Annotated in this window: 16 protein-coding genes; 3 read left to right on the plus strand and 13 right to left on the minus strand. The window is 62.1% G+C overall.

What is annotated here, in order from left to right:
* Window positions 1-6: 6 nt before the first annotated feature.
* Both M5J06_RS05135 and M5J06_RS05140 read left to right on the plus strand, forming a co-directional pair.
* The gene (locus M5J06_RS05135) at window positions 7-405 is read left to right on the plus strand and encodes a cupin domain-containing protein (protein WP_070520017.1); all 399 of its coding nucleotides are present in this window, start codon (window positions 7-9) and stop codon (window positions 403-405) included.
* 23 nt (window positions 406-428) lie between these two features.
* Window positions 429-1,097 carry a TetR/AcrR family transcriptional regulator gene (locus M5J06_RS05140; protein ID WP_143334938.1) on the plus strand — a complete coding sequence of 223 codons (669 nt, stop codon included), beginning with the start codon at window positions 429-431 and terminating at the stop codon, window positions 1,095-1,097.
* Between the two features lie 42 nt (window positions 1,098-1,139).
* Here the strand turns inward: M5J06_RS05140 and rpsP are convergent, their stop codons facing one another.
* On the minus strand, window positions 1,140-1,649 hold the full coding sequence (gene rpsP / locus M5J06_RS05145) for a 30S ribosomal protein S16 (RefSeq protein WP_070520013.1): 510 nt from the start codon (window positions 1,647-1,649) through the stop codon (window positions 1,140-1,142).
* A gap of 294 nt (window positions 1,650-1,943) precedes the next feature.
* On the opposite strand from rpsP, the gene M5J06_RS05150 reads away from it, so the two are divergent.
* Window positions 1,944-4,205 (plus strand): acyltransferase family protein, encoded by a 2,262-nt coding sequence (locus tag M5J06_RS05150; protein ID WP_250224134.1) that lies wholly within the window; start codon window positions 1,944-1,946, stop codon window positions 4,203-4,205.
* Between the two features lie 9 nt (window positions 4,206-4,214).
* Here the strand turns inward: M5J06_RS05150 and M5J06_RS05155 are convergent, their stop codons facing one another.
* From M5J06_RS05155 to ftsY, 12 genes are all read right to left on the minus strand, one after another.
* On the minus strand, window positions 4,215-5,321 hold the full coding sequence (locus tag M5J06_RS05155; protein ID WP_083303808.1) for a TIGR04053 family radical SAM/SPASM domain-containing protein: 1,107 nt from the start codon (window positions 5,319-5,321) through the stop codon (window positions 4,215-4,217).
* 98 nt (window positions 5,322-5,419) lie between these two features.
* Window positions 5,420-7,024, minus strand: coding sequence for a signal recognition particle protein (gene ffh / locus M5J06_RS05160; protein ID WP_070520007.1), 1,605 nt, complete (start codon window positions 7,022-7,024; stop codon window positions 5,420-5,422).
* A gap of 49 nt (window positions 7,025-7,073) precedes the next feature.
* Window positions 7,074-9,173 carry a [protein-PII] uridylyltransferase gene (locus M5J06_RS05165; RefSeq protein WP_070520005.1) on the minus strand — a complete coding sequence of 700 codons (2,100 nt, stop codon included), beginning with the start codon at window positions 9,171-9,173 and terminating at the stop codon, window positions 7,074-7,076.
* A 3-nt stretch (window positions 9,174-9,176) separates the two neighbouring features.
* Window positions 9,177-9,515 carry a P-II family nitrogen regulator gene (locus tag M5J06_RS05170; protein WP_070520003.1) on the minus strand — a complete coding sequence of 113 codons (339 nt, stop codon included), beginning with the start codon at window positions 9,513-9,515 and terminating at the stop codon, window positions 9,177-9,179.
* A 3-nt stretch (window positions 9,516-9,518) separates the two neighbouring features.
* Entirely contained in the window at window positions 9,519-10,904 is a 1,386-nt protein-coding gene (locus M5J06_RS05175) for an ammonium transporter (RefSeq protein ID WP_250224135.1), read from the minus strand.
* A 156-nt stretch (window positions 10,905-11,060) separates the two neighbouring features.
* Window positions 11,061-11,429, minus strand: coding sequence for a Na+/H+ antiporter subunit G (locus M5J06_RS05180; protein ID WP_250224136.1), 369 nt, complete (start codon window positions 11,427-11,429; stop codon window positions 11,061-11,063).
* A gap of 4 nt (window positions 11,430-11,433) precedes the next feature.
* The gene (locus M5J06_RS05185; protein ID WP_256485564.1) at window positions 11,434-11,706 is read right to left on the minus strand and encodes a cation:proton antiporter; all 273 of its coding nucleotides are present in this window, start codon (window positions 11,704-11,706) and stop codon (window positions 11,434-11,436) included.
* A 14-nt stretch (window positions 11,707-11,720) separates the two neighbouring features.
* On the minus strand, window positions 11,721-12,275 hold the full coding sequence (locus M5J06_RS05190) for a monovalent cation/H+ antiporter subunit E (protein ID WP_250224138.1): 555 nt from the start codon (window positions 12,273-12,275) through the stop codon (window positions 11,721-11,723).
* Complete coding sequence (locus tag M5J06_RS05195) at window positions 12,276-13,817, minus strand: monovalent cation/H+ antiporter subunit D family protein (protein ID WP_250224139.1); 1,542 nt, start codon at window positions 13,815-13,817, stop codon at window positions 12,276-12,278. It abuts the gene before it with no gap.
* The gene (locus M5J06_RS05200) at window positions 13,818-14,255 is read right to left on the minus strand and encodes a sodium:proton antiporter (RefSeq protein WP_250224140.1); all 438 of its coding nucleotides are present in this window, start codon (window positions 14,253-14,255) and stop codon (window positions 13,818-13,820) included.
* Window positions 14,252-17,233 carry a DUF4040 family protein gene (locus tag M5J06_RS05205; protein WP_250224141.1) on the minus strand — a complete coding sequence of 994 codons (2,982 nt, stop codon included), beginning with the start codon at window positions 17,231-17,233 and terminating at the stop codon, window positions 14,252-14,254. Before M5J06_RS05205 ends, M5J06_RS05200 begins: the two co-directional genes overlap by 4 nt.
* Before the next feature lie 188 nt (window positions 17,234-17,421).
* On the minus strand, window positions 17,422-19,350 hold the full coding sequence (ftsY, locus tag M5J06_RS05210) for a signal recognition particle-docking protein FtsY (RefSeq protein WP_250224142.1): 1,929 nt from the start codon (window positions 19,348-19,350) through the stop codon (window positions 17,422-17,424).
* Between the last annotated feature and the right edge of the window lie 27 nt (window positions 19,351-19,377).

Below are 19,377 nucleotides of genomic sequence, written 5' to 3' on the forward strand. Positions count from 1 at the left end.
AGTGGCATGACTGAGCTTCCGATCAATGATGCAGCCACCTTTGGTGCCGCCACCCATGACAGCGCCGCGCTCACAACGCTAAATTTGCTCGATGAGGCCCCTAAGCCGGGCCCATCGCGCCCGAGACCAGCCGTTAAGCGAGTCCTCAGTGCCGACGGAGCGAACCTCATCCTCTTTTCATTCTTGCCCGGGCAGGTCCTGCCCGATCACAAAGCCGCGCACCCCATCACCGTCCAGGTGCTACAGGGCGCGGTGACTTTTAGTTGCGGAGATGAAGATTACGTGCTCGTTCCCGGGCGCATCGTACACCTTCCAGCGTATGTCCCACATGCGGTGTCCTGCAGCGATCAACCTGCGCTAATGCTGCTCACAATGTTGACGCCAAACACTGGCGTGAATGTCTAGACTTTTAGTATTATTCTTGGATTGTGAGTAGTTCTAAGCCTTACCACCATGGAAATTTGCATGAAGAGATCCTCCAGGAGGCCATCAAGCTCGGCCGGGAGGGTGGACCAGAGGCAGTAACGATTCGCGCGGCAACGCGCGCGGTCGGCGTTTCCCCCACCGCCGCGTACCGCCACTTCAAGGATCAGGCCGCGCTTCTCGACGCCGTCGCAGACGTCGCCACCTTCGAACTCATTACCAAGCTGAGTGAGGCCTTCGAGAATACCGAGGGAAGCATTGTCGACAAGATGATGGCGGCTGGCTTTGCCTACTACCACTATGCCTTGGAGGAGCAAAGCTTCTTTGAGTGCATGATGGCCACGAGCGGCTTTGACATCCCTGGTGCGCTGGCCGCCGCCGCAGAGGGACCGGGAGAGGATCCGCGGGTCCAGGCCACGTTCAACTTCTATGACTACATGGAGCAGTACGCACGCTACATTGGGCAGGAGCCTAACCGGCAATTCATGATGCAAAATTGTCTTGCTGGCTGGTCCACGGTGCACGGCTTTACGGTGTTGTGTTTGAGCGGCCACTTGGCATCAGTATCGGAAGAAGCGATGGAAAGGATTGCGCAGTCAGTCATCGCTTCTGCTATCCGCGGTTTGGATTTCGAGAACCCCTTGGAAGCACGCCCCACTGCCCCGCAAAACTAGAAAATCCCCGCACCAGCGGGGATTTTCTGTTAGGCGAGCAGTTTACTCTGCGGACTCCTCAGCGGAGTCAGCCTCAGCAGCCTCTTCCTCTGCCTTTGCAGCCTCAGCGGCAGCGGCTTCCTCAGCAGCCTTCTCAGCGGCAGCCTTTGCCTCAGCCTCTTCCTTGGCCTTGCGCTTCTTCTCGGTGATGGCCTCGATAGTCGGACCATTGTTGGCCTCAGCCAGAGCGGCGTTGAAGAGATCCAGCTTGGACGGCTTCGGCTCAGCAACCTTCAGGGTGCCCTCTGCGCCCGGCAGGCCCTTGAACTTCTGCCAGTCACCGGTCACCTTGAGCAGTGCGAGAACCGGCTCGGTCGGCTGCGCGCCGACACCCAGCCAGTACTGAGCGCGCTCGGAATCGATCTGGATCAGGGACGGCTCCTGCTTCGGCTGGTAGATACCGATGTTCTCGATAGCCTTGCCGGAGCGGCGGGTGCGTGCATCAGCAACAATGATGCGGTACTCAGCGTTGCGAATCTTACCCATACGCTGCAGCTTGATCTTAACGGCCATGATTGGCTCCTTTTCTAGTCACCGGGCAGTTCAGACACGCGCCGCTTGGTGGCGCGCCGGTTCAACCCTTGGATTTATCCTGCGCGTGACATGCCGGCCGTCCGTGGGCGGTACCGGCGTTACGCAGAAATGAAGTTTTAGGTGTCCTCCATGCTGCACATGGACAACCCCAATGATTTTAGCGGTACGCACGCAAAATAGGAAATCCCCCCTACCGCTTGCATGGTTAGGCCTTACCCCGCGAAAGGGGTAGCCTGTAATGCGGTTATTTCGCTGCCACACAAACCTCTTTTTATGAATAAACAAGCCCCATCTACATTCCGCTACCGCTACGACCTCGATGGCCTCCGCGGCATCGCGATCGCTTTGGTTGTTTTGTACCACGTCTTCGTCGGTCGTGTTTCCGGTGGCGTCGATGTCTTCCTCCTCCTGTCCGGGTATTTCTTTCTGGGCTCGCAACTGCGCTATGCCGCGCGGCCGAACGCCTCCCTGAACCCGTGGTGGCCCATCTGGCGCACACTTCGCAGGTTGGTGCCTTCCCTCGTGCTCGTCATCGGCGTGAGCTACGTGCTTGTTCGGGTATTTACCCCGAAGCTCATGAACACCGAGCTCACCAAGCAGATCACGGCGACAGTCTTCTACTACCAAAACTGGGAGCTAGCACGGCAAAACGCCGACTACGCTGCTGCCTCCGCAACCACGTCGCCGCTGCAGCACATGTGGTCCATGGCGGTCCAGGGGCAGTTCTATCTCCTGGGCATCTTTTTTGCCCTGGGCCTGGCCGCTTTTATGCGGTTGCGCCCGAAGAAGTCGGGGCTTAAAGCGCAGCGCTTCCCCTCCGTAAATTCCATCGCCGGCCCGATCCTCCTCGTGATCACCGTCGCCTCTTTTGCCTACGCCTCGCGCGACGGTCTCTACGGGACCCCCGAGAATTACTACTCCACGTGGTCTCGCGCGTGGGAGCTAACCCTTGGCGCGGTTCTCGTCATCTACGGCTCGCGCCTAAAGATGCCGCAACATTTGTCCAACGTCGCCACCGCCCTCGGCCTAGCCGCCCTGGCTGGCACCGGCATGCTCATCTCCGACAGCTTGGCTTTCCCGGGCCCGCTGTCGCTTCTGCCCATCGGCGGCGCGGTGCTCATCATTATTGGTTCCGGTGGTTCCTTCTCACGGGTGCTGACGGTTCGCCCCTCCCGTTGGCTCGGTGATATCGCCTACCCGCTCTACCTGTGGCACTGGCCGCTCCTCATCATCTCCACCGCCGCCCTCGGCTATGAAACCCCTCCATGGTGGCTCGGAGCCATCATCATCGCGGTGTCGCTGGGCTTGGCGGATGTGACGCACAGATTCGTCGAGAAGCCCCTGCGCCAGCACCGCAAGCGCCCGCTTGCCGACGACCTCCCCGTCCACCGCGGCCTCGCCGACCTCCGCACCCGGACTGGTGCCCTCCGCGGCGTCGGTGGAGTTGTCGTCGCGGCGTGCACCGTTGCGCTCGTGGCCGTTCAGCCGCTGTGGCAGCGCAGCCTCCAGGAGGCAAACCAAGAGATTCTTGATCCGCAGCTCTACCCTGGGGCAACGACCTTCGTGGAGAACATCACCCCGCCTGAGAACGTGGAGATTAAGCCAGATCCGATTCTCGCGCGCGGCATCCAGCCACCGGTTGCCGATAACTGGTGCTTCATTCCAGAGCAGGAGCCGTCGGACTATTTCATCGAGACGCAGAAGGACGGCGTAACGCCGTGTGTCTTCGGCGACGTCAACTCCGACGTTGAGGTCTACTTGGTGGGCGGTTCGCACGCGGAGCAGTATTCCTCAGCCCTGGATCACTTGGGCCGTGAGATGGGATTCAAGCTGGTGCCGCTCACCCGCGTGGGTTGCCCCATCGAGTTGGGCGATGAGCTCAGCGTTAAGCCATCTTGCGCCGAGTGGAGCAAGGAAGTGGTCAAGCGCATCATCGACGCGGACCCAGCCCTCGTGGTGTCGAATTCGACGCGCCCCGGGCAGGCCTTGGGCCACGGCCCGGACGCCGTCCCGCCGGGATATCAGGCCTTCTGGGACGAGCTGGCCAAGCACGATATTCCTTTCCTCGGCTTCCGCGATAACCCGTGGGGATTCGACGAGCACGGCAATGGCCGCCAGTTTGATGAGTGCTACGTGGCCACCCAGGATTCCCTCGGGTGCGGTATGCGCTTCGAGGAGGTTTATGCGCCCTACGATCCGGGCGCAGAGGTCCTCTCCCAGTACAAGAACATGCTGGCCGTAGACACCTCGAAGTGGTTCTGCGATGCCAACGGCGATTGCCCGGTCATCATCGGCAATATCATGGTGTATCGCGATATGCACCACTTCACCACGGCATTCGCGGATTCGGCCATCCCGCTCATCCGTGAAGCGATCACCCCGTTCCTCAATGGCGAGACCGTCCAACAGCAGCCCCCGGAAACCGCCACGTCTACCTCCACGACGAAGGCGGGCCCAGCACCGTCCACCCCGGCGGCGCCGACTCCCGCCAACCCGGTCCCCTACCCTGCCTTCCCTGCGGGCGAGGCCATCTAGTAGCCGCCGCTAGCGCAGGGCTTCGGGCACGTAGGCGCAGGTGGGGTCTGACGCGAGCGGGTCGCCCGTCATGGCAAAAGCCGTGGACCGCGAGCCGCCACACACAGAAGCAAACTCACACACGGAGCACTTGCCGCTCCACGCATTGGGATCCCTAAGCTTCTTAAACACTGGCGAGTTGGCGTAGATGTCCGGCAGTAGGTGACTCTTGACGTTGCCGCAGTGCAGCGGCAGGAAGCCGTTTGGGTAGACGTCCCCCACGTGGTCGATGAAGACGAAGCCGGAACCCGCGTTGATGGCCATCGGCGGCCGCGGGCGGCGCGTATGGGGATCGGGGCCCAAAATCCGCTCGGTCTCCGCGGTAAGGAAGCGGTACAGTTCGCCGCCCTCGTACTTCTCTCCCCGCTGGGCTTGCAGGACGATGCGCCGATATTGCGGCCCCTCCGTGGTCTTAATGGCAATCCGCGTGGACACGCTGTGCAGCCACTGCATCGCGTCCTCGCGCTCCTGCGGGGTCAGCGCCTCCAAGCCCGTACCGCGGCCGGTGGGTACGAGGAAGAACACGCTCCAGAGCTTGGCACCCATCTCGATAACCCGCGCCAACAGCTGCGGGGCCTCATGGACGTTGTTCTTCGTGATGGTGGAGTTGATTTGGAGGCGGAAGCCCACGTCGGTGACCACGCTGGCCATCTCAATCGTGCGGTCGAAGATGCCGGAGAAGCCGCGGAAGTAGTCGTGGGTTGCAGCGCTCGCGCCGTCGAGAGAAAGCGACAGCGCGGACCCTCCCGCCGCGCGCAGGCCCTCGAGGCGCTCGCGCGTCAAACGGGGCGTGACCGACGGCGAAAGCGACACGTTGAGTCCCAGGGACGTGCCGTAGGCGGTGAGCTCTTCCAGGTCGCCGCGCTCAAACGGATCCCCTCCCGTGAGCACCACGAGCGGGCGTGGCTTGTCGTAGCTGGCCAGGGAATCCAGCAGCGCCTTGCCTTCGGCGGTAGTGAGCTGGCCCGGTGCGGGGTCGTGCTGGGCGTCGGCCCGGCAGTGCTGGCACACCAGCTGGCAGGCACGGGTGACCTCCCAGATGGCGATGAACGGTTTGGTAGTGATGTCGTGGCGCATCTGGCGCACCACAGGGCTGGCCTTCACAGTGAGGACCTTTCCACGCGAGAACAGTTTTATCCAACTTTAGTCGGACATATTATCGCGTGGGTAATCGCCTACTTCTTCTTGCCTTGGCCAAAGTCCAGGTTGTTGAGGTCGATATTCTCCATGCCCTTGGGCATCTTGATATCGCCTAGCCCGGGCATGCCGCCGCCGAGCTGCTCCTGCATCTTCTGCAGCTCCTGCATCGACGGCATACCGCCGCCCATGCCTGGCATTCCGCCGCCACCACGACGCTTCGGCGGCTTGCGCTTGCCGTTCTTGCCCTTGCGGCCCTTCGGCTTCTTCTTAGTAGCCGAGCGCCCGCCGCCCATGCCCGGCATGCCGAAGCGGCCGGCCATCTGGGACATCATCTTCTTGGCTTCGATAAAACGCTCAATGAGCTGGTTGACGTCAGAGACAGCTACACCAGAGCCCAGCGCAATACGCTTGCGGCGCGAAGCGTTGAGAATCTTCGGGTTCTCGCGCTCCTCCGGGGTCATACCGCGGATGATGGCCTGGATGCGGTCGAGCTGCTTCTCGTCGACCATGTCGGCGATCTGGTTCATCTTGTTGCCGCCCGGCATCATCTTGAGCAGGTTGCCCATCGGCCCCAGGTTGCGGACCATGAGCATCATGTCCAAGAAGTCATTGAGCGTCATCTCGCCGGAGCCCATCTTCTTGGCGGCTTCCTCCGCCTTGGACTGATCCAGCTTGGACTCCGCCTGCTCAATGAGCGTCAGCAGGTCACCCATGCCCAGGATGCGCGAGGACATACGCTCCGGGTGGAAGACATCGAAATCCTCGAGCTTCTCGCCGGTGGAGGCGAACATGATGGGCTTGCCCGTCACCTCACGGATGGACAGGGCCGCGCCACCGCGGGCGTCGCCGTCCAGCTTGGTCAGAACGACGCCGGTAAAGTCCACGCCGTCGCGGAAGGCCTCGGCGGTCTGCACGGCGTCCTGGCCGATCATTGAGTCGATGACGAAGAGGACTTCGTCCGGGTTGACGGCGTCGCGGATGTTGCGGGCCTGCGTCATCAGGGTTTCATCGATGCCGAGGCGGCCGGCGGTATCGATGATGACGATATCGTGCTGCGTGCGCTTGGCTTCCTCAATTCCGCGCTTGGCGACGTCCACCGGATCCCCGTGCGAGGTACCCATCTCATGCTCGTGGGAGTTCAGGGAGGTGCCAGGATCCGGCGCGTAGACGTCGACCCCGGCGCGCTCGCCGACGATCTGCAGCTGCTGCACCGCACCCGGGCGCTGGAGGTCACAGGCCACCAGCATCGGGGTGTGCCCCTTGGAAGCCAGGTGCTTGGACAGCTTGCCCGCCAAGGTGGTCTTACCAGCACCTTGGAGGCCGGCGAGCATGATGACCGTCGGCGGATTCTTGGCTAGGTTCAGGCGGCGGGTCTCGCCGCCGAGGATCTCGATGAGCTCCTCGTTGACGATCTTGACCACTTGCTGCGCAGGGTTGAGCGCCTCGGAGACCTCGGCGCCTGCCGCGCGCTCCTTGATGCGCTTGATGAAGCCGCGCACGACGTTGAGCGAGACGTCCGCCTCCAGCAACGCAAGGCGGATTTCGCGCGCTGTGGCGTTGATGTCCGCCTCGGTCAGCTTGCCCTTGCCGCGCAGGCCGGACAGGGCTGATTGCAAGCGGTCAGACAAAGACTCAAACACGTTAGAGTGCTCCCTCAACTATCGTGGATAAATTTATAACTTCCCCAGCTTAGCCGTTGACCAGTGCTTGGGTCACATTCCGGACGAGGGTGGCACGGGGGACGTCGCCAAGCGGCACGGCGTGAAGCACCATCGTGGCGCCCGGTGTGGTGGTGGATAGCCACTCGCACTCCGGAAGCAGCGCGAGCACGTGTCCGAGGGTACCCGGGTAGTCATCGATTCTGAGCTCGAAAACGCCTCTGGTCCACATGGCGGTTGCAGGCCCCGATACGAAATCGGGCAGCACGGTATAGGTTCCGGACTTATAAGACTGCACCAAGCGCTCCTCCACCGTCGCGAGATCGATGGCGCCGTGGAGCGCGCGGATGTCGAACTCGCCGGCATAGCCCTCCTCCGTGCGCACCAAGCGCGAGGACAGAATGTTCCATCCCAAGGCAGCGATAAGCGCTAGTGGACGCACGGCCTCCCGCTGGTAGCTGCCGCGCCACAGGACGGTGAAGCTATCATCCTCCGGGTTGTGGCGCAGGCCGATGTCGCGGTCAACGGCCACCAGCGGCCGCACCGGACTCAGGGCCTCCAGCTGCGCAAAAGCGCGGGCGCTGACCGCCTCGATTCCATTCTCGAGCCTGCGGTTCCACACGCCTGGGCCGGTGGATTCGGCATCGGTGCGGGCGAGCACGACGAGGAGCGCCAGGGTCAGGTAGTCATAACGCACGGCTTCGAGAAGCTCATCGCGGGCTTCGTCGGAGAAAGGATCGGTGCGGGAGACGATGCGCGCCAAAGTCGTGTGCTCTGCCACCACGGTTTGCACGCGGGAGCGATCCGCCAGGTCGAGGCCGAGCTTGGCGGCAGCGCGCGCCACCATCTCCGCTCCCACGAGTTCGTGCGGGCGGCCGTAGCCTTTGCCGATGTCGTGGTAGAGCCCCACCAAGAGCAGCAGATCGGGCCTCGCTACGGACGTGCGGGCTTCAGCGCACCGAGCGACGGTAAGGATGGAGTGATAGTCCACGGTATGAGAGTGCGTGCGCTCCCGAGGCAGCATTCCGCGGATGTGCTCCCACTCCGGAACGACTCGCTCCCACAAGCCATGGGCGTCCATTTCCTGGATAAGGCGCGGGGTATTGAGCGGCGAGGACAACAGGCTGAAGAAGGCATCCGTTGCTCCCGCGGGCCAGCGCTGCGGCAGGTCTGGCAGCTCGCGTAGTTGTTCCCAAACGTGAGCGGGCACGCTCCTGCCCGAACGCGCCGCAGCGGCGGCGACGCGCAGGAGTAGCCACGGCTCGTCTAGGTCTGCGGTGCGGGCGAGCCTGATTTCGCCGCCCACATCCACGACACCGATGTCGAGTGGCTTGCGGGTGCGGTTGTGGCTGCGCTTAGACACCACTCCCCTAGCCGTCGCGAGCGCCCTCTCGACGGCCCTATCCACCGCCGCGGCGGCGGTGACGACGGCCGCTGATAATTCATAGCGGTCGGCAAAGCCCAGTTCGTGTGCGATCTCCGCAGCGAATTCTGGGTCGAGGATGTCGCGGTGGCGGCGGGCGGTGACGTGGAGGAGCGTGCGGACGTCGAGAAGCAGGGCCTGCTCCTCCTCGAGCGCTGGGGCGTCCGCGAGGTTTCCTAGGGCGAGGGCCCGGAGGAATTGGATATCGCGCAGACCACCGCGCCCATTCTTGATATCCGGGTGGGTCATCGTGGCCAAGGTGCCGGAACGGCGCCAGCGCGCAATGGCGAGATCAACGAAGGCATCGAAATTGCTCTGCAACAGGCGGCGCCACGAGGCATAGACCTGGGCGCGGGTGGAATCCACCAGCTGCTTGTCTCCGGCAACGAAGGCCAGATCCAGTTGCGCGAAGCCGGCGGCGGGATCGGAACCGGCGATGGCGCCGAATTCGCGCGGGGTGCGCACTGCATAATCGAGCCGATACTTAGCATCCCAGATGGGATACCAGACCTCGGAAACGACTTCCTCGGGCAGCTCCGTGTCATCCGGGTGAAGGAGGATGAGGTCGAGATCGGAAAACGGGGTCATCGCGCGGCGCGCAAAGGAACCGGTGGCTGCAAGCGCGCAGCCGGGCGGAAGCTGCAGGGACTGCGTGAGGCGCATCGCCGCAGCATAAGCGTCCTCACGCAGTTGAGCGGCCGTAGACACGTGTTACAGGGCCGCCTCGCCGCGCTCGCCGGTGCGCACGCGGATGACGTCCTCAATAGGAGTGATCCAGATCTTGCCATCACCGATCTTTCCGGTGTAGGCGGCGTCCACGATGGTGGAGAGGATATCCTCAACCTGTTCGTCAGAGGTCACCACCTCGAGCTTGACCTTGGGAACGAAATCGGTGGCGTACTCGGCGCCGCGGTAGACCTCACTGTGGCCGCGCTGCTGGCCAAAGCCTTGGGTCTCGGTCACCGTCAGGCCATGCACGTCGTGCTGTTCGAGGGCCTCGCGAATGTCCGGCAGCGTGAACGGTTTGACGATGGCAGTGATGAGCTTCATCTGTTACTCCTTAGCTCCGGCGGTGTCGACCCGCGGCTGGACGGTTGGTGCAGGACTAATCCTAGCGTCGTGGGCGTGGCGGCGGTGCGACGCCACGGATTCGCGGAAATCATACGCGGTCTCGCGGTGCTCGCCCAGGTCGATCCCCTGCGCTTCGTCCTCGATTCGCCAGCCCATGGTGGCGCGGATAAGGAGCGCCGCCAGCAGGGTGACGAGCCCCGACACCAGCATCGCCACAACCGCAATGAGCGTTTGAACGACGAGCAGCTTGAGTCCTTCAGAGAAGTGACCGGTGAGGATTCCGTTATCCGTAGCGAAGAAGGCCAGGCCAATCGTGCCCCACAGTCCTGCGCACAGGTGGACGCCGACAACGTCCAGGGAATCATCAAAGCCCCAGCGATACTTCAGGCTGATGCACAGGCAGGCGATAATCCCACCGAGGAAGCCGAGGGCGATGGCACCAAGCGGGCTAAGTGCTCCTGCAGCCGGGGTGATGGCGACGAGGCCTGCGATAGCTCCGGATGCTGCGCCGAGTGAAGTGGCGGCACGGTCACGGATTCGCTCCACCAACATCCAGCCGAGCATCGCGGCGGCCGCGGCGACGGTGGTGTTCAACCACGCCAAACCTGCAAGGCCATCCGCAGCGAAGGCGGAACCGCCGTTGAAACCGAACCAGCCGAACCACAGCAGTGCGGCGCCGAGCATCACCATCGGGAGGTTGTGGGGCCTATCGACGTGCTTCGGAAATCCCGCGCGTGGGCCCACGACAATCGCGAGGACTAGGGCCGCGGCTCCGGCAGAAATGTGCACGACGGTGCCACCAGCGAAGTCGATGGGAGCGATGAGCGCCTCACCTTCCGAGACACCGAAGAGCCACGCCGCGAGCGAGCGCGGGGCGTGGGAGAGAATTCCCCCGCCCCACACCATGTGGGCGAGTGGGAAATAGGCAAAAGTCACCCAGATACCCGCGAAGGTCAACCAAGCGGAGAACTTCACACGGCCGGCAATGGCACCGGAAATAATAGCCGTCGAAATAATGGCGAAGGTAGCTTGGAAGCCGATATCGATGACGGCGGGGTAACCAGAACTTCCGAGGAGATACTCGTTGGAAGGGCCTGTGATCTGGCCGCGCAAGCCCAACGCTTCAAACGGGTCGCCGACTATTCCGGCAAAAGAGCTTCCTGCATAGGACATGGACCAGCCCCACAAGACATAGAGCACTGGCACGAGCGCGAGCGCGCCGAAGGACATCATCATCATGTTGAGGACGTGGCGATTGCCTGCCATGCCGCCATAAAACAACGCCAATCCGGGGGTCATGAGCAACACCAATGATGCGCTGATCAACATCCACGCGGCATCACCGGAAGAGAATGCATCAGGAGTCATACTTCAACTAACCTCTTTTCTATAGCTCGATAGGTACAGTTCTTAAAATACCTATCCATCTATAGATTTAGGAAGAAGAATGAGTCATAGATCACATTTGGGATCTAAAAAAGCGGCGAGGCATTTCTGCCCTCGCCGCTCACTTAAACGTGCGCCCTAGACTTCCTCCTCGGAGGCTTCCACGGTCTGCGCTTGCTGGCGCATACGTTTGGCGTACTTCACATCCGTGACGGTCACGCCGTAGATGGAACGGCCCATGTAAAAAGAGCCCACCGAACCGATGATCCACACGCCGAAACAAGCAATGAGGACACGGACCAGCGACCACAGCGAGAACCCGTTCTCGGCAAAGTCAACGACCAGCTTCGCCACGAGCAGAAGCGGGACAGCCAAACCAACCGTCGGCCCCAGCAAGTTGACGCGGGTCAAGGCATCGGGCGCTCGCCACAAAGCGATGGCTGTCGCGATAACCAGGACCGTGGCCACAACCAGCAGAACCGAAGCAATAATCTCCGCGATAGTCATGGTTTTACCTCCTGCCCTTCGAGATGATGCGGGCCATCGACAACGTCGGCAGCACGCCCGCCGCGATACCTGCGAGCATCGCGATGTCGTAGACGATGGACGCGTGGTTAGTCATCGCCCACGCAAAGTACATGCACATCATGCCGTAGAAGACCATGTCACTCATCACGGTGCGGGTGAGCTCATCGCGGGACCGCAACGCCAACACCAACGCCGAGCACACCGATGCACCAATGAGGAACACACAGACAAAGACAACCCAGTGAAAGGCGCTCATCGAGGAAAAATCAATCACTTCTTATCATCCTTTCGGGCGTCCTTGCCCGGCACGACCTGCCGCAGCGGCCACACGGAATACTTCTCCACGTCGTTCGCTGCCAGCGGGGTATCGTCGGTCTTCGCGATATCGGGAGCGCGCATATGGCGGCCCAGCGTATCCAGCGGATACTCGTAGAACGTTGGGGCGAGCTCCTCCGTCGGTCCCTGGCCAGGCACGCCATAATCGATGCCCTTCACTCGTGGCGCGAGGTGCTCCTCCATGTCCGCGAGGTCCGCCATGACGCTGGCCGGGTCATCGCCCATCACGGCTTGAACCAGCACGATGCGCGGAAGACCTTCTGCCACCGGCTCGCGCAAGCCCAACGACAAGGTGCCCGGCGTTGCTGTAATGGACGAGGTGAACCAGAAGATCTCCCACGCGCTCGTCACACGCAAGGGGTACCGAAGCACCACTGGGCGATAGTTGTTATGCGGCTTGAAGGATTCCATGGCGAGCGAAAAGCCCGCGACGAAGATTTCTTTAATCAGCCACAACGCGTAGACAACTGCATGCACAGCACTCTTCATTTAACGGCCCTCCTGGAGTGAGTCGATATCGGGTAGGGCTACGGGGTCGTCGCCAAGCACTGCGTGTGCGTAGGCCTCCGTGTCCAACAAATCCTCCGATGCCTCCATGGTGACACTAATGACCGGCCCGGACAGGATGAACATGGTCAGCGAGCCCAAGATCAACGCCGCCGAGGGAGCCATCAGCTTCTTGCGAATCACAAGTTCATCGGGCACCTTCTCCTTGGGCAGGTCCTTGCCCCAGAAGACGCGGCGCCACACACGCAGCATGGCCAGGAACGCCGCGAAGGAGGCGATGATAATCACCGTGATAACGGTCCAGGCCCATCCCCCGCCGGTACGGGCGATTTCGGCGACGATGAGGACCTTGCCCCACATACCGGAGAAAGGCGGGAAGCCCACGACGGAAAAGGCACCAGCGGCGAAGATCCACGCGATAATCGGATCACGGCGCGCCAAGCCAGAAAGCTTGTTGAGCCTGCCCGTACCGTACGTCTCCTCGATAGCACCAGAAGCCAGGATGAGGGAGCCCACCGTGAGCATGTGGTGAATCGTGTAGAGAATGCCGGCAGCCAACGCGCGCTGCGCATCGTGGGTAGTGAAGGCCATCATCACGAGGATGAAGGGCATACCATTGAGCATCTGGTAGCCCAGCACGCGGCGGATGGAGTTCTCAGCCAAGCCACCGAAAGCGCCAACCAGCATGGAGATGATCATGACGACGATGATGAGTGTCCCCCACCGCTGGTCCATATCGAAAAGCTGCACCCACAGGCGGTAGAGCATGTACACCGCAACCTTGGTGTGCAGGCCGGAGAACAGGCCCATGACGGCAGCCGACGTACCCGGGTAGGTACGCGGCAGCCAGGATTGCACGGGGAACACGCCGGCCTTCGCGGCGATGGCGATAACGATGATGCCGGAAGCCACCGTTACCGGCCCGTTGCCGGCGGCAGCACCCGTCAGCGCCGCCAAGTTAACCACGCCCGTAACCGAATAGATATAGCCCACGCCGACCACAAGCAGCGTGGAGGCGAACAGATTGACCAGCACGAAAGCACGGCCTGCGGCCAAGCGCGACCACGTACCCGACATCGTGATGAGGCCGTAGGACGGCAACAGCATGACCTCAATGAACACGAAGAAGTTAAAGAGATCGGCGGTCAGGAGTGCGCCGCACACGCCGGTGATCAAGATAAGCGTCAGCGACGGGTAGTAGCGAGACTTGGTCTCACCGCCAACGATGGCAAACCAGTTAGCGCCGAAGGCCACGATCATCGTCGTGATGAGCATGAGAGCAGAGAAGGTGTCGGCAGCAAAAGCGATACCCGCGTTGCCCACGTAATTGCCCACCGTGTGCGCCACCACGCCGTTGTTCATGGTGTAGAGCAGCAGCGCGAAGGAGGCGAAGATACCCACGCCCGGCACGATGAGCATGATGGCATCGCGCACACGGTGCCACGGTGCGAGCAGCGCCAGCGCCGCTGATACCAGGGGAACCGCTGGGAAGAGCGGAAGAAGAGCGCTTACAGTGTCATACATTTACTTCTCCCCCTCGTGGTCAAGTTCCTTCAAACGGTCCATCTTGTTGGCCGAGCGCTCCAGAATCTCCCGGTTTTGGGTATCGCGGCCCAGCGTGGAGAAGGCGTGGTCAATGGTGTTGTCATCCACCGGCTCGACAACATCCGTGTCATCGTTGGCGCCCATCGCCGCCATGGTCAGCAGAATCGTAGAGGTGGCCATGGAGATCACCACGGCGGTCAGAACGAATGCCTGCGGCAGTGGGTCCGCCATCTGATCCGCCGGGACCTGCGACGGGAAGGACTCTCCGCGGTAGGAGTACACGCCGGTAGCCAAGAGCATGAGGTTGGCGCCGTGGCCAAAGGCCATCATGCCCAACACAATGTGGACCAAGCCGCGCTGCTGGATGAGGTAGACAGCGCTACCGATGAGCAGTGCAATAGTCAGTGCGAGGATCATGAATTCTTCTCCTCTGTAGCCGGAGTGTAGTGGGGCGAGGACGCGCGATGGCGCGCCTCGGATTCATTGAGCAAGGCCAGTGGATCCGAGGATGGGTTGATGGATTCGGGGTACGGATCATCAACGTCCTCCATCACCACGCGCGGCGTATTCGGCAGCGCCGAATCATCATCGTGGACCCACGGCAGGAAGTCCCGCTCAGTGCCCGGGCGCAAGTAGCCGCCCAAGGCGTTGATGGCCATGGTGAGCATGCCCAGGACCGCCAGGTAAATACCCAAGTCAAAGATGAGCGACGTGGTCCAGTGCTGCCCCAGCGCGTGGCCGTGGATGGCAGTCAAGAAACCTCCGGAACCATGCGAGGTCAGAATGTAGCCGATGAATCCCGCCGTCAGCGCAACGATGATGCCCACGCCGGTGAGGTGAATTGGGGTCATGCGGCCGAAGACAATCTCATCGGTACCGCGTGAGAGGTAGGTCAGGCCGATGGCCGCACCCATGATGAGCGCCGCCGGGAAGCCACCGCCGGAAGCCTGGTGTCCACGGTAGAACACGATGAAGGACATCACCACCAGAATCGGGATGGCGATGGCAATTCCCTTCCGCAGTGGTACCGAGTTGAGCTGCGACTGTCCGAACGGTGCCGGGCGCGTACCGGAGGTAAACGGGAAGCGCGGCAGCGTCGAGGTCACCGCGGCGATCACCACGGCGGCCATGCCGAGCACCGACAGCTCACCCAAAGTATCGAGTGCACGGAACTCCACGATGATGGTGGCCACCACGTTGTCGCCACCAGTGATATCCGGGGCGTTGTTGAGGTACCACATGGACAAGTCGGATCGCTCGTGGCGGCCCATCAGCGCCCACACACCGAGGAATGCGGTGATACCCGCGAGCACCGCCACCACGATGGAGCCCACCTTGCGGTTGGTGTTCTGTACCGGGTGGAATTTCTCCGGCAGGTAGCGCAGGACCATCATCATGACGATGACGGACAGCGCCTCCACCGTGAACTGAGTCAAGGCAACGTCCGGTGCACCCAGCAGGAACATCTGCAAGGTCACGCCGGTACCCGCGGTACCAATCATGACCGCACCCGTGAGGCGGTTGCGGGTACGAACCAAACCAAACATCGACAGCGCCACGATGCCCAGCGGCAGCAGATCCCACGGGTTGTCCAGGCCATCCACGCGCGGGTTCAATGCCACGCCGTCGACACCCGTCGACACCAGCGTGGAGCCCGCAAGAATGATGACGAGGAGGACAATCGGCAGGATGAGCTTCGACGGGTTGTGGGTATCCGACATGCGGCCGACGAAGCGGCCGAAGGCTGCGCACACGTCCTGAATCCACTTCAGGATTTGGTTACCAGTGCGCGGCAGTAGCTGGCGCTCCTCCATCGCGGTCCACAGCGGCGTGCGGAAGAACAAACCGACGACGCCAGCGATGAGAACCACGACGGAAATAAGCAGCGGGACGTTGAGACCGTGCCACAGAGCAAGGTGAGAATGCCCCTCCATGCCGATGGCCGCCACGACGTCATCAAGCGGCCCATCGAGCGCGCCCATGACGAAGATGATCGGCACCGACATCACGCCGGGAAGAGCCGCGGGCAGCCACAACCGCACCGGCGCCTCGTGGACCTTCGACATATCGCGCGGGCCGTCGAAGAAAGCACCAAAGACGATCTTGGCGGAGTAGGTAAACGTGAAGAACGCACCCACGCCCGCAACGATGAGCAAGAGCACCTGGCCGGCCGATCCGATGGGCGCGTCCTCGAAAGCGGTCAGCATGCCTTCCTTCGACACGAAGCCGAAGAGCGGCGGGACCGCAGCCATGGAGGCAGCGCCGATGAGCATGGAGCCGAAGGTCCACGGCATCTTGTTCCACAGCACGCCGAGGCGGCGGATGTCACGTGAACCAGCCTCATGGTCAACCACGCCAATGAGCATGAAGATGGAGGACTTAAACAGCGCGTGTGCCAGCGTGTGCACGAGCGCCGCCGCGATGGCGAAGGGGGTGCCCACACCAATCGTGGCCACGATCCAACCCAGGTGGGACACGGTGGAATACGCGGTCAGCTTCTTCAGGTCCGTCTTCTGCACGGCGAAGACCGCCGACATGACGGCGGTACCCATGCCGACCACGATGAGCAGCCAGTTCCACGCTGCAACATCATGGAAGATAGTAGAGAAACGAATCAACAGGTACACGCCGGCCTTGACCACGGCCGCCGCGTGCAGGAAGGCCGAGACCGGCGTGGCAGCCGCCATAGCCTCCGGCAACCAGAAGTGGAAGGGGAACTGCGCGGACTTGGTGAATGCCGAGGCCGCGATGAGAATGGCAACCCCGGTGGTCAGGCCTGGGCGCTCGGCCCATACATCGGAGGCGAGGATGTCTTCCAGGTTCGTCGTCCCCGCTGCCGTCGCGGCAATCGCCACACCTGTCAACAAGGTGAGGCCGCCGATGAAGGTCAGGATGAGTGTGCGCTGCGAACCGGCCTCACCGGACTTGCCGCTGCGTGCGATCAACATGAACGACGCCAGCGATACCAGCTCCCACGCCAGGAAGAGCACGACGACGTCATTAGCCAGCACGAGCAAGAGGATCGACAGCGTAAACGCGGTCATCAGCACATAAAAGCTGACGTTGCCTTTCCCCTTGGGCAGGTAGGCAGCGGAATAGGTAAAAACCACCGCGCCGATGATGAGAGCCAACATCGCAAAGAAAACGCCCAGCGCATCGCCGCGGAAGGCGAGGTTAACGTCGACGCCTGGTGCGATGACATCACGCACCCACGTCACGGAATAGGACAGTTCTTCGCCACGGGCCAGTGCCGGAAATTCTTTAGCCAACAGTGCCGCTGCGATAATAAAAATGCCGGCTAGCGGGTAGCCGGCTGCGCGATCAGCAACCTTGACGGCTACCGGTGCTAGCGCCACTGCGACAGCTGCGAGGAGGACGACATACAAGAGTGTCACGAAAGAGTAGCCTCACGAACCGTTGTTAGGGCTGAAAACTCAGCCTCACATAGACAGGACTGTCCTAGACTACCATTGTGACCTCCCCCAAAGCACATCTTTAATGGGATGGAGACGACGAAAGCGCCTCACAAAGGAGGCGCTGCGTCTCGAAAGAACTTAGGTATAGCCCAGGGATCTATAAGGTCTTACTTCTCCCCCAGCAAGGCATCGACGAATCCCTCAACCTCAAACGGCGCGAGGTCATCGGCTCCTTCGCCGAGGCCCACGAGCTTGACCGGCACACCCAGTTCTTCCTGAACTTGGAAGACGATGCCGCCCTTTGCCGTGCCATCGAGCTTGGTCAGGACAACACCAGTGATGTCGACGACATCGCGGAAAATGCGCGCCTGCGTCAGGCCGTTCTGCCCCACCGTCGCGTCCAGGACAAGCAGGACCTCGTCGACCTCGGTCTTCTTCTCCACCACGCGCTTGACCTTGCCCAGCTGGTCCATGAGGTCAACGGAGGTGTGCAGACGCCCAGCAGTATCGATGAGGACCACGTCCACGCCCTGGTCCACACCAGCGGCGACGGCATCGAAGGCCACGGAAGCCGGGTCCGCGCCTTCCTTGCCGCGCACCGTCGATGCGCCTACGCGGCGACCCCAGGTCTCGAGCTGATCAGCTGCCGCTGCACGGAAGGTATCCGCCGCGCCGAGCAAAACGTTGTGGCCCATCGCCACGAGCACGCGCGCGAGCTTGCCCGTCGTAGTGGTCTTGCCGGTGCCGTTGACGCCAACGACCATGATGACGGCAGGCTTGCCGTCGTTCGGCATGGCCTTGATGGAGCGGTCCATCTCCGGATGGCCAACCTCGATGAGTGCCTCGCGCAGCATGGCGCGTGCTTCCGCCTCGGAGCTCACGCCGCGTTCAGCGATCTTCTCGCGCAGGGAGTCGGTGACTTTCATCGTGGACTTGGTGCCCAGATCAGCCATGATGAGGGTGTCTTCAATCTCTTCCCAGGCATCATCATCCAGATCACCAGCGGAAAGAATGCCCATGAGGCCTTGGCCGATGGCGTTCTGCGAGCGGGACAGGCGCCCACGCAGCTTGCCCAAGCGGCCGGCGGCCGGTGCGATATCCTCCTGCGGCTGAGATGCCGGGGCCTCAACGACCTCGGCGTCCTCGGAAACTTCCAGCTCCTCGGGCTCAGCCTCGAGCGCCGCGCTTGCCGACGCCGCCTGCGCCCCCGCCGCCGCAGCGGCTTCCTCTGCTTCAGCTTCCTCTGGCTCGGCCGGTGCTTCTGGCTCGGGCTGCGCTTCTGGTTCAGGCTGTACTTCTACCTCTTCCGCTGCCTCTTCTTCGGCTTCAACCTGAGCAGAAGGCTCCTCCTCTACCTTCGGGGCCTCGTCCACTGCTTCTGCCTCAGCAGCTTCGGGCTCCGGCTCAGTGGTTTCCTGCTCGGCGGCTGGGGCATCGCCCTCCGCGCCTTCTTCTAGAGCGTCCTTATCATCCTTGTCCGCGGCAGCGGCTCCGGTCACGGCAGCACCAGCGGCTGCGGCGCCCGCGGCACCTGCCGCGACAACGCCAGCGGAAGAGTCTTTTTCCTCTTCTTCCTTTGCCGGCTCCGGCTCGCTCACTGGCTTGGCCTCTGCCGCCGGTTCCGGCTTAACCTCAGCCTTAGCCTCCGCCTCGGGCTTAGCTTCTACCGTTGGTTGTGCCTCCGCCTCCGGCTCCGCCTTAGGTTTCGTGACCTTCGGTGTTTCCTCGGCGCCCTCTAACTGCGCATTCGCCAGCTCAGTGGCATCACGCTGCTCCGCCTGCGGCTCAGGCTTGGGCTCAGCTGGGGCCTGCGCGGGCTGCTCAGCAACTGACGGCTGTGGCGCCGGCTGCTCGGGCTTCGAGGCGGTAACAGGCTCCTTAGTTGTACCGCCACCAGCAGGGGCGAAATTAAAACCAGACTTGGCCTGGTAGTTGCCGGACTTCTGCTGTTGGGTCAGCTCCTTCGGCTCCTCCGCGGGCTTTTCGAAGGAGACCTTCTTCGACTCGCCGCGCTTCTTGCCCAGGACGATGAACAAGACCACCAGCAGAATCAGGACGATGACTGCTATCGCAATCCACAGAAAAGTAGTATTCATGCCCTCCATAGTGCCAGGGTTGTTCGC

Origin of the sequence: Corynebacterium intestinale (assembly GCF_023574125.1) — a bacterium.
Lineage (GTDB): Bacteria > Actinomycetota > Actinomycetes > Mycobacteriales > Mycobacteriaceae > Corynebacterium > Corynebacterium hesseae.

Coding starts and splice junctions, on each gene's coding strand:
- M5J06_RS05155 (WP_083303808.1), bottom strand. CDS start 5,321: ATGCGCCACGACATCACTACCAAACCGTTCATCGCCATCTGGGAGGTC.
- M5J06_RS05150 (WP_250224134.1), top strand. CDS start 1,944: ATGAATAAACAAGCCCCATCTACATTCCGCTACCGCTACGACCTCGAT.
- M5J06_RS05190 (WP_250224138.1), bottom strand. CDS start 12,275: ATGAAGAGTGCTGTGCATGCAGTTGTCTACGCGTTGTGGCTGATTAAA.
- M5J06_RS05185 (WP_256485564.1), bottom strand. CDS start 11,706: ATGAGCGCCTTTCACTGGGTTGTCTTTGTCTGTGTGTTCCTCATTGGT.
- M5J06_RS05135 (WP_070520017.1), top strand. CDS start 7: ATGACTGAGCTTCCGATCAATGATGCAGCCACCTTTGGTGCCGCCACC.
- M5J06_RS05175 (WP_250224135.1), bottom strand. CDS start 10,904: ATGACTCCTGATGCATTCTCTTCCGGTGATGCCGCGTGGATGTTGATC.
- rpsP (WP_070520013.1), bottom strand. CDS start 1,649: ATGGCCGTTAAGATCAAGCTGCAGCGTATGGGTAAGATTCGCAACGCT.
- M5J06_RS05180 (WP_250224136.1), bottom strand. CDS start 11,429: ATGACTATCGCGGAGATTATTGCTTCGGTTCTGCTGGTTGTGGCCACG.
- M5J06_RS05200 (WP_250224140.1), bottom strand. CDS start 14,255: ATGATCCTCGCACTGACTATTGCACTGCTCATCGGTAGCGCTGTCTAC.
- M5J06_RS05195 (WP_250224139.1), bottom strand. CDS start 13,817: ATGTATGACACTGTAAGCGCTCTTCTTCCGCTCTTCCCAGCGGTTCCC.
- ftsY (WP_250224142.1), bottom strand. CDS start 19,350: ATGAATACTACTTTTCTGTGGATTGCGATAGCAGTCATCGTCCTGATT.
- M5J06_RS05170 (WP_070520003.1), bottom strand. CDS start 9,515: ATGAAGCTCATCACTGCCATCGTCAAACCGTTCACGCTGCCGGACATT.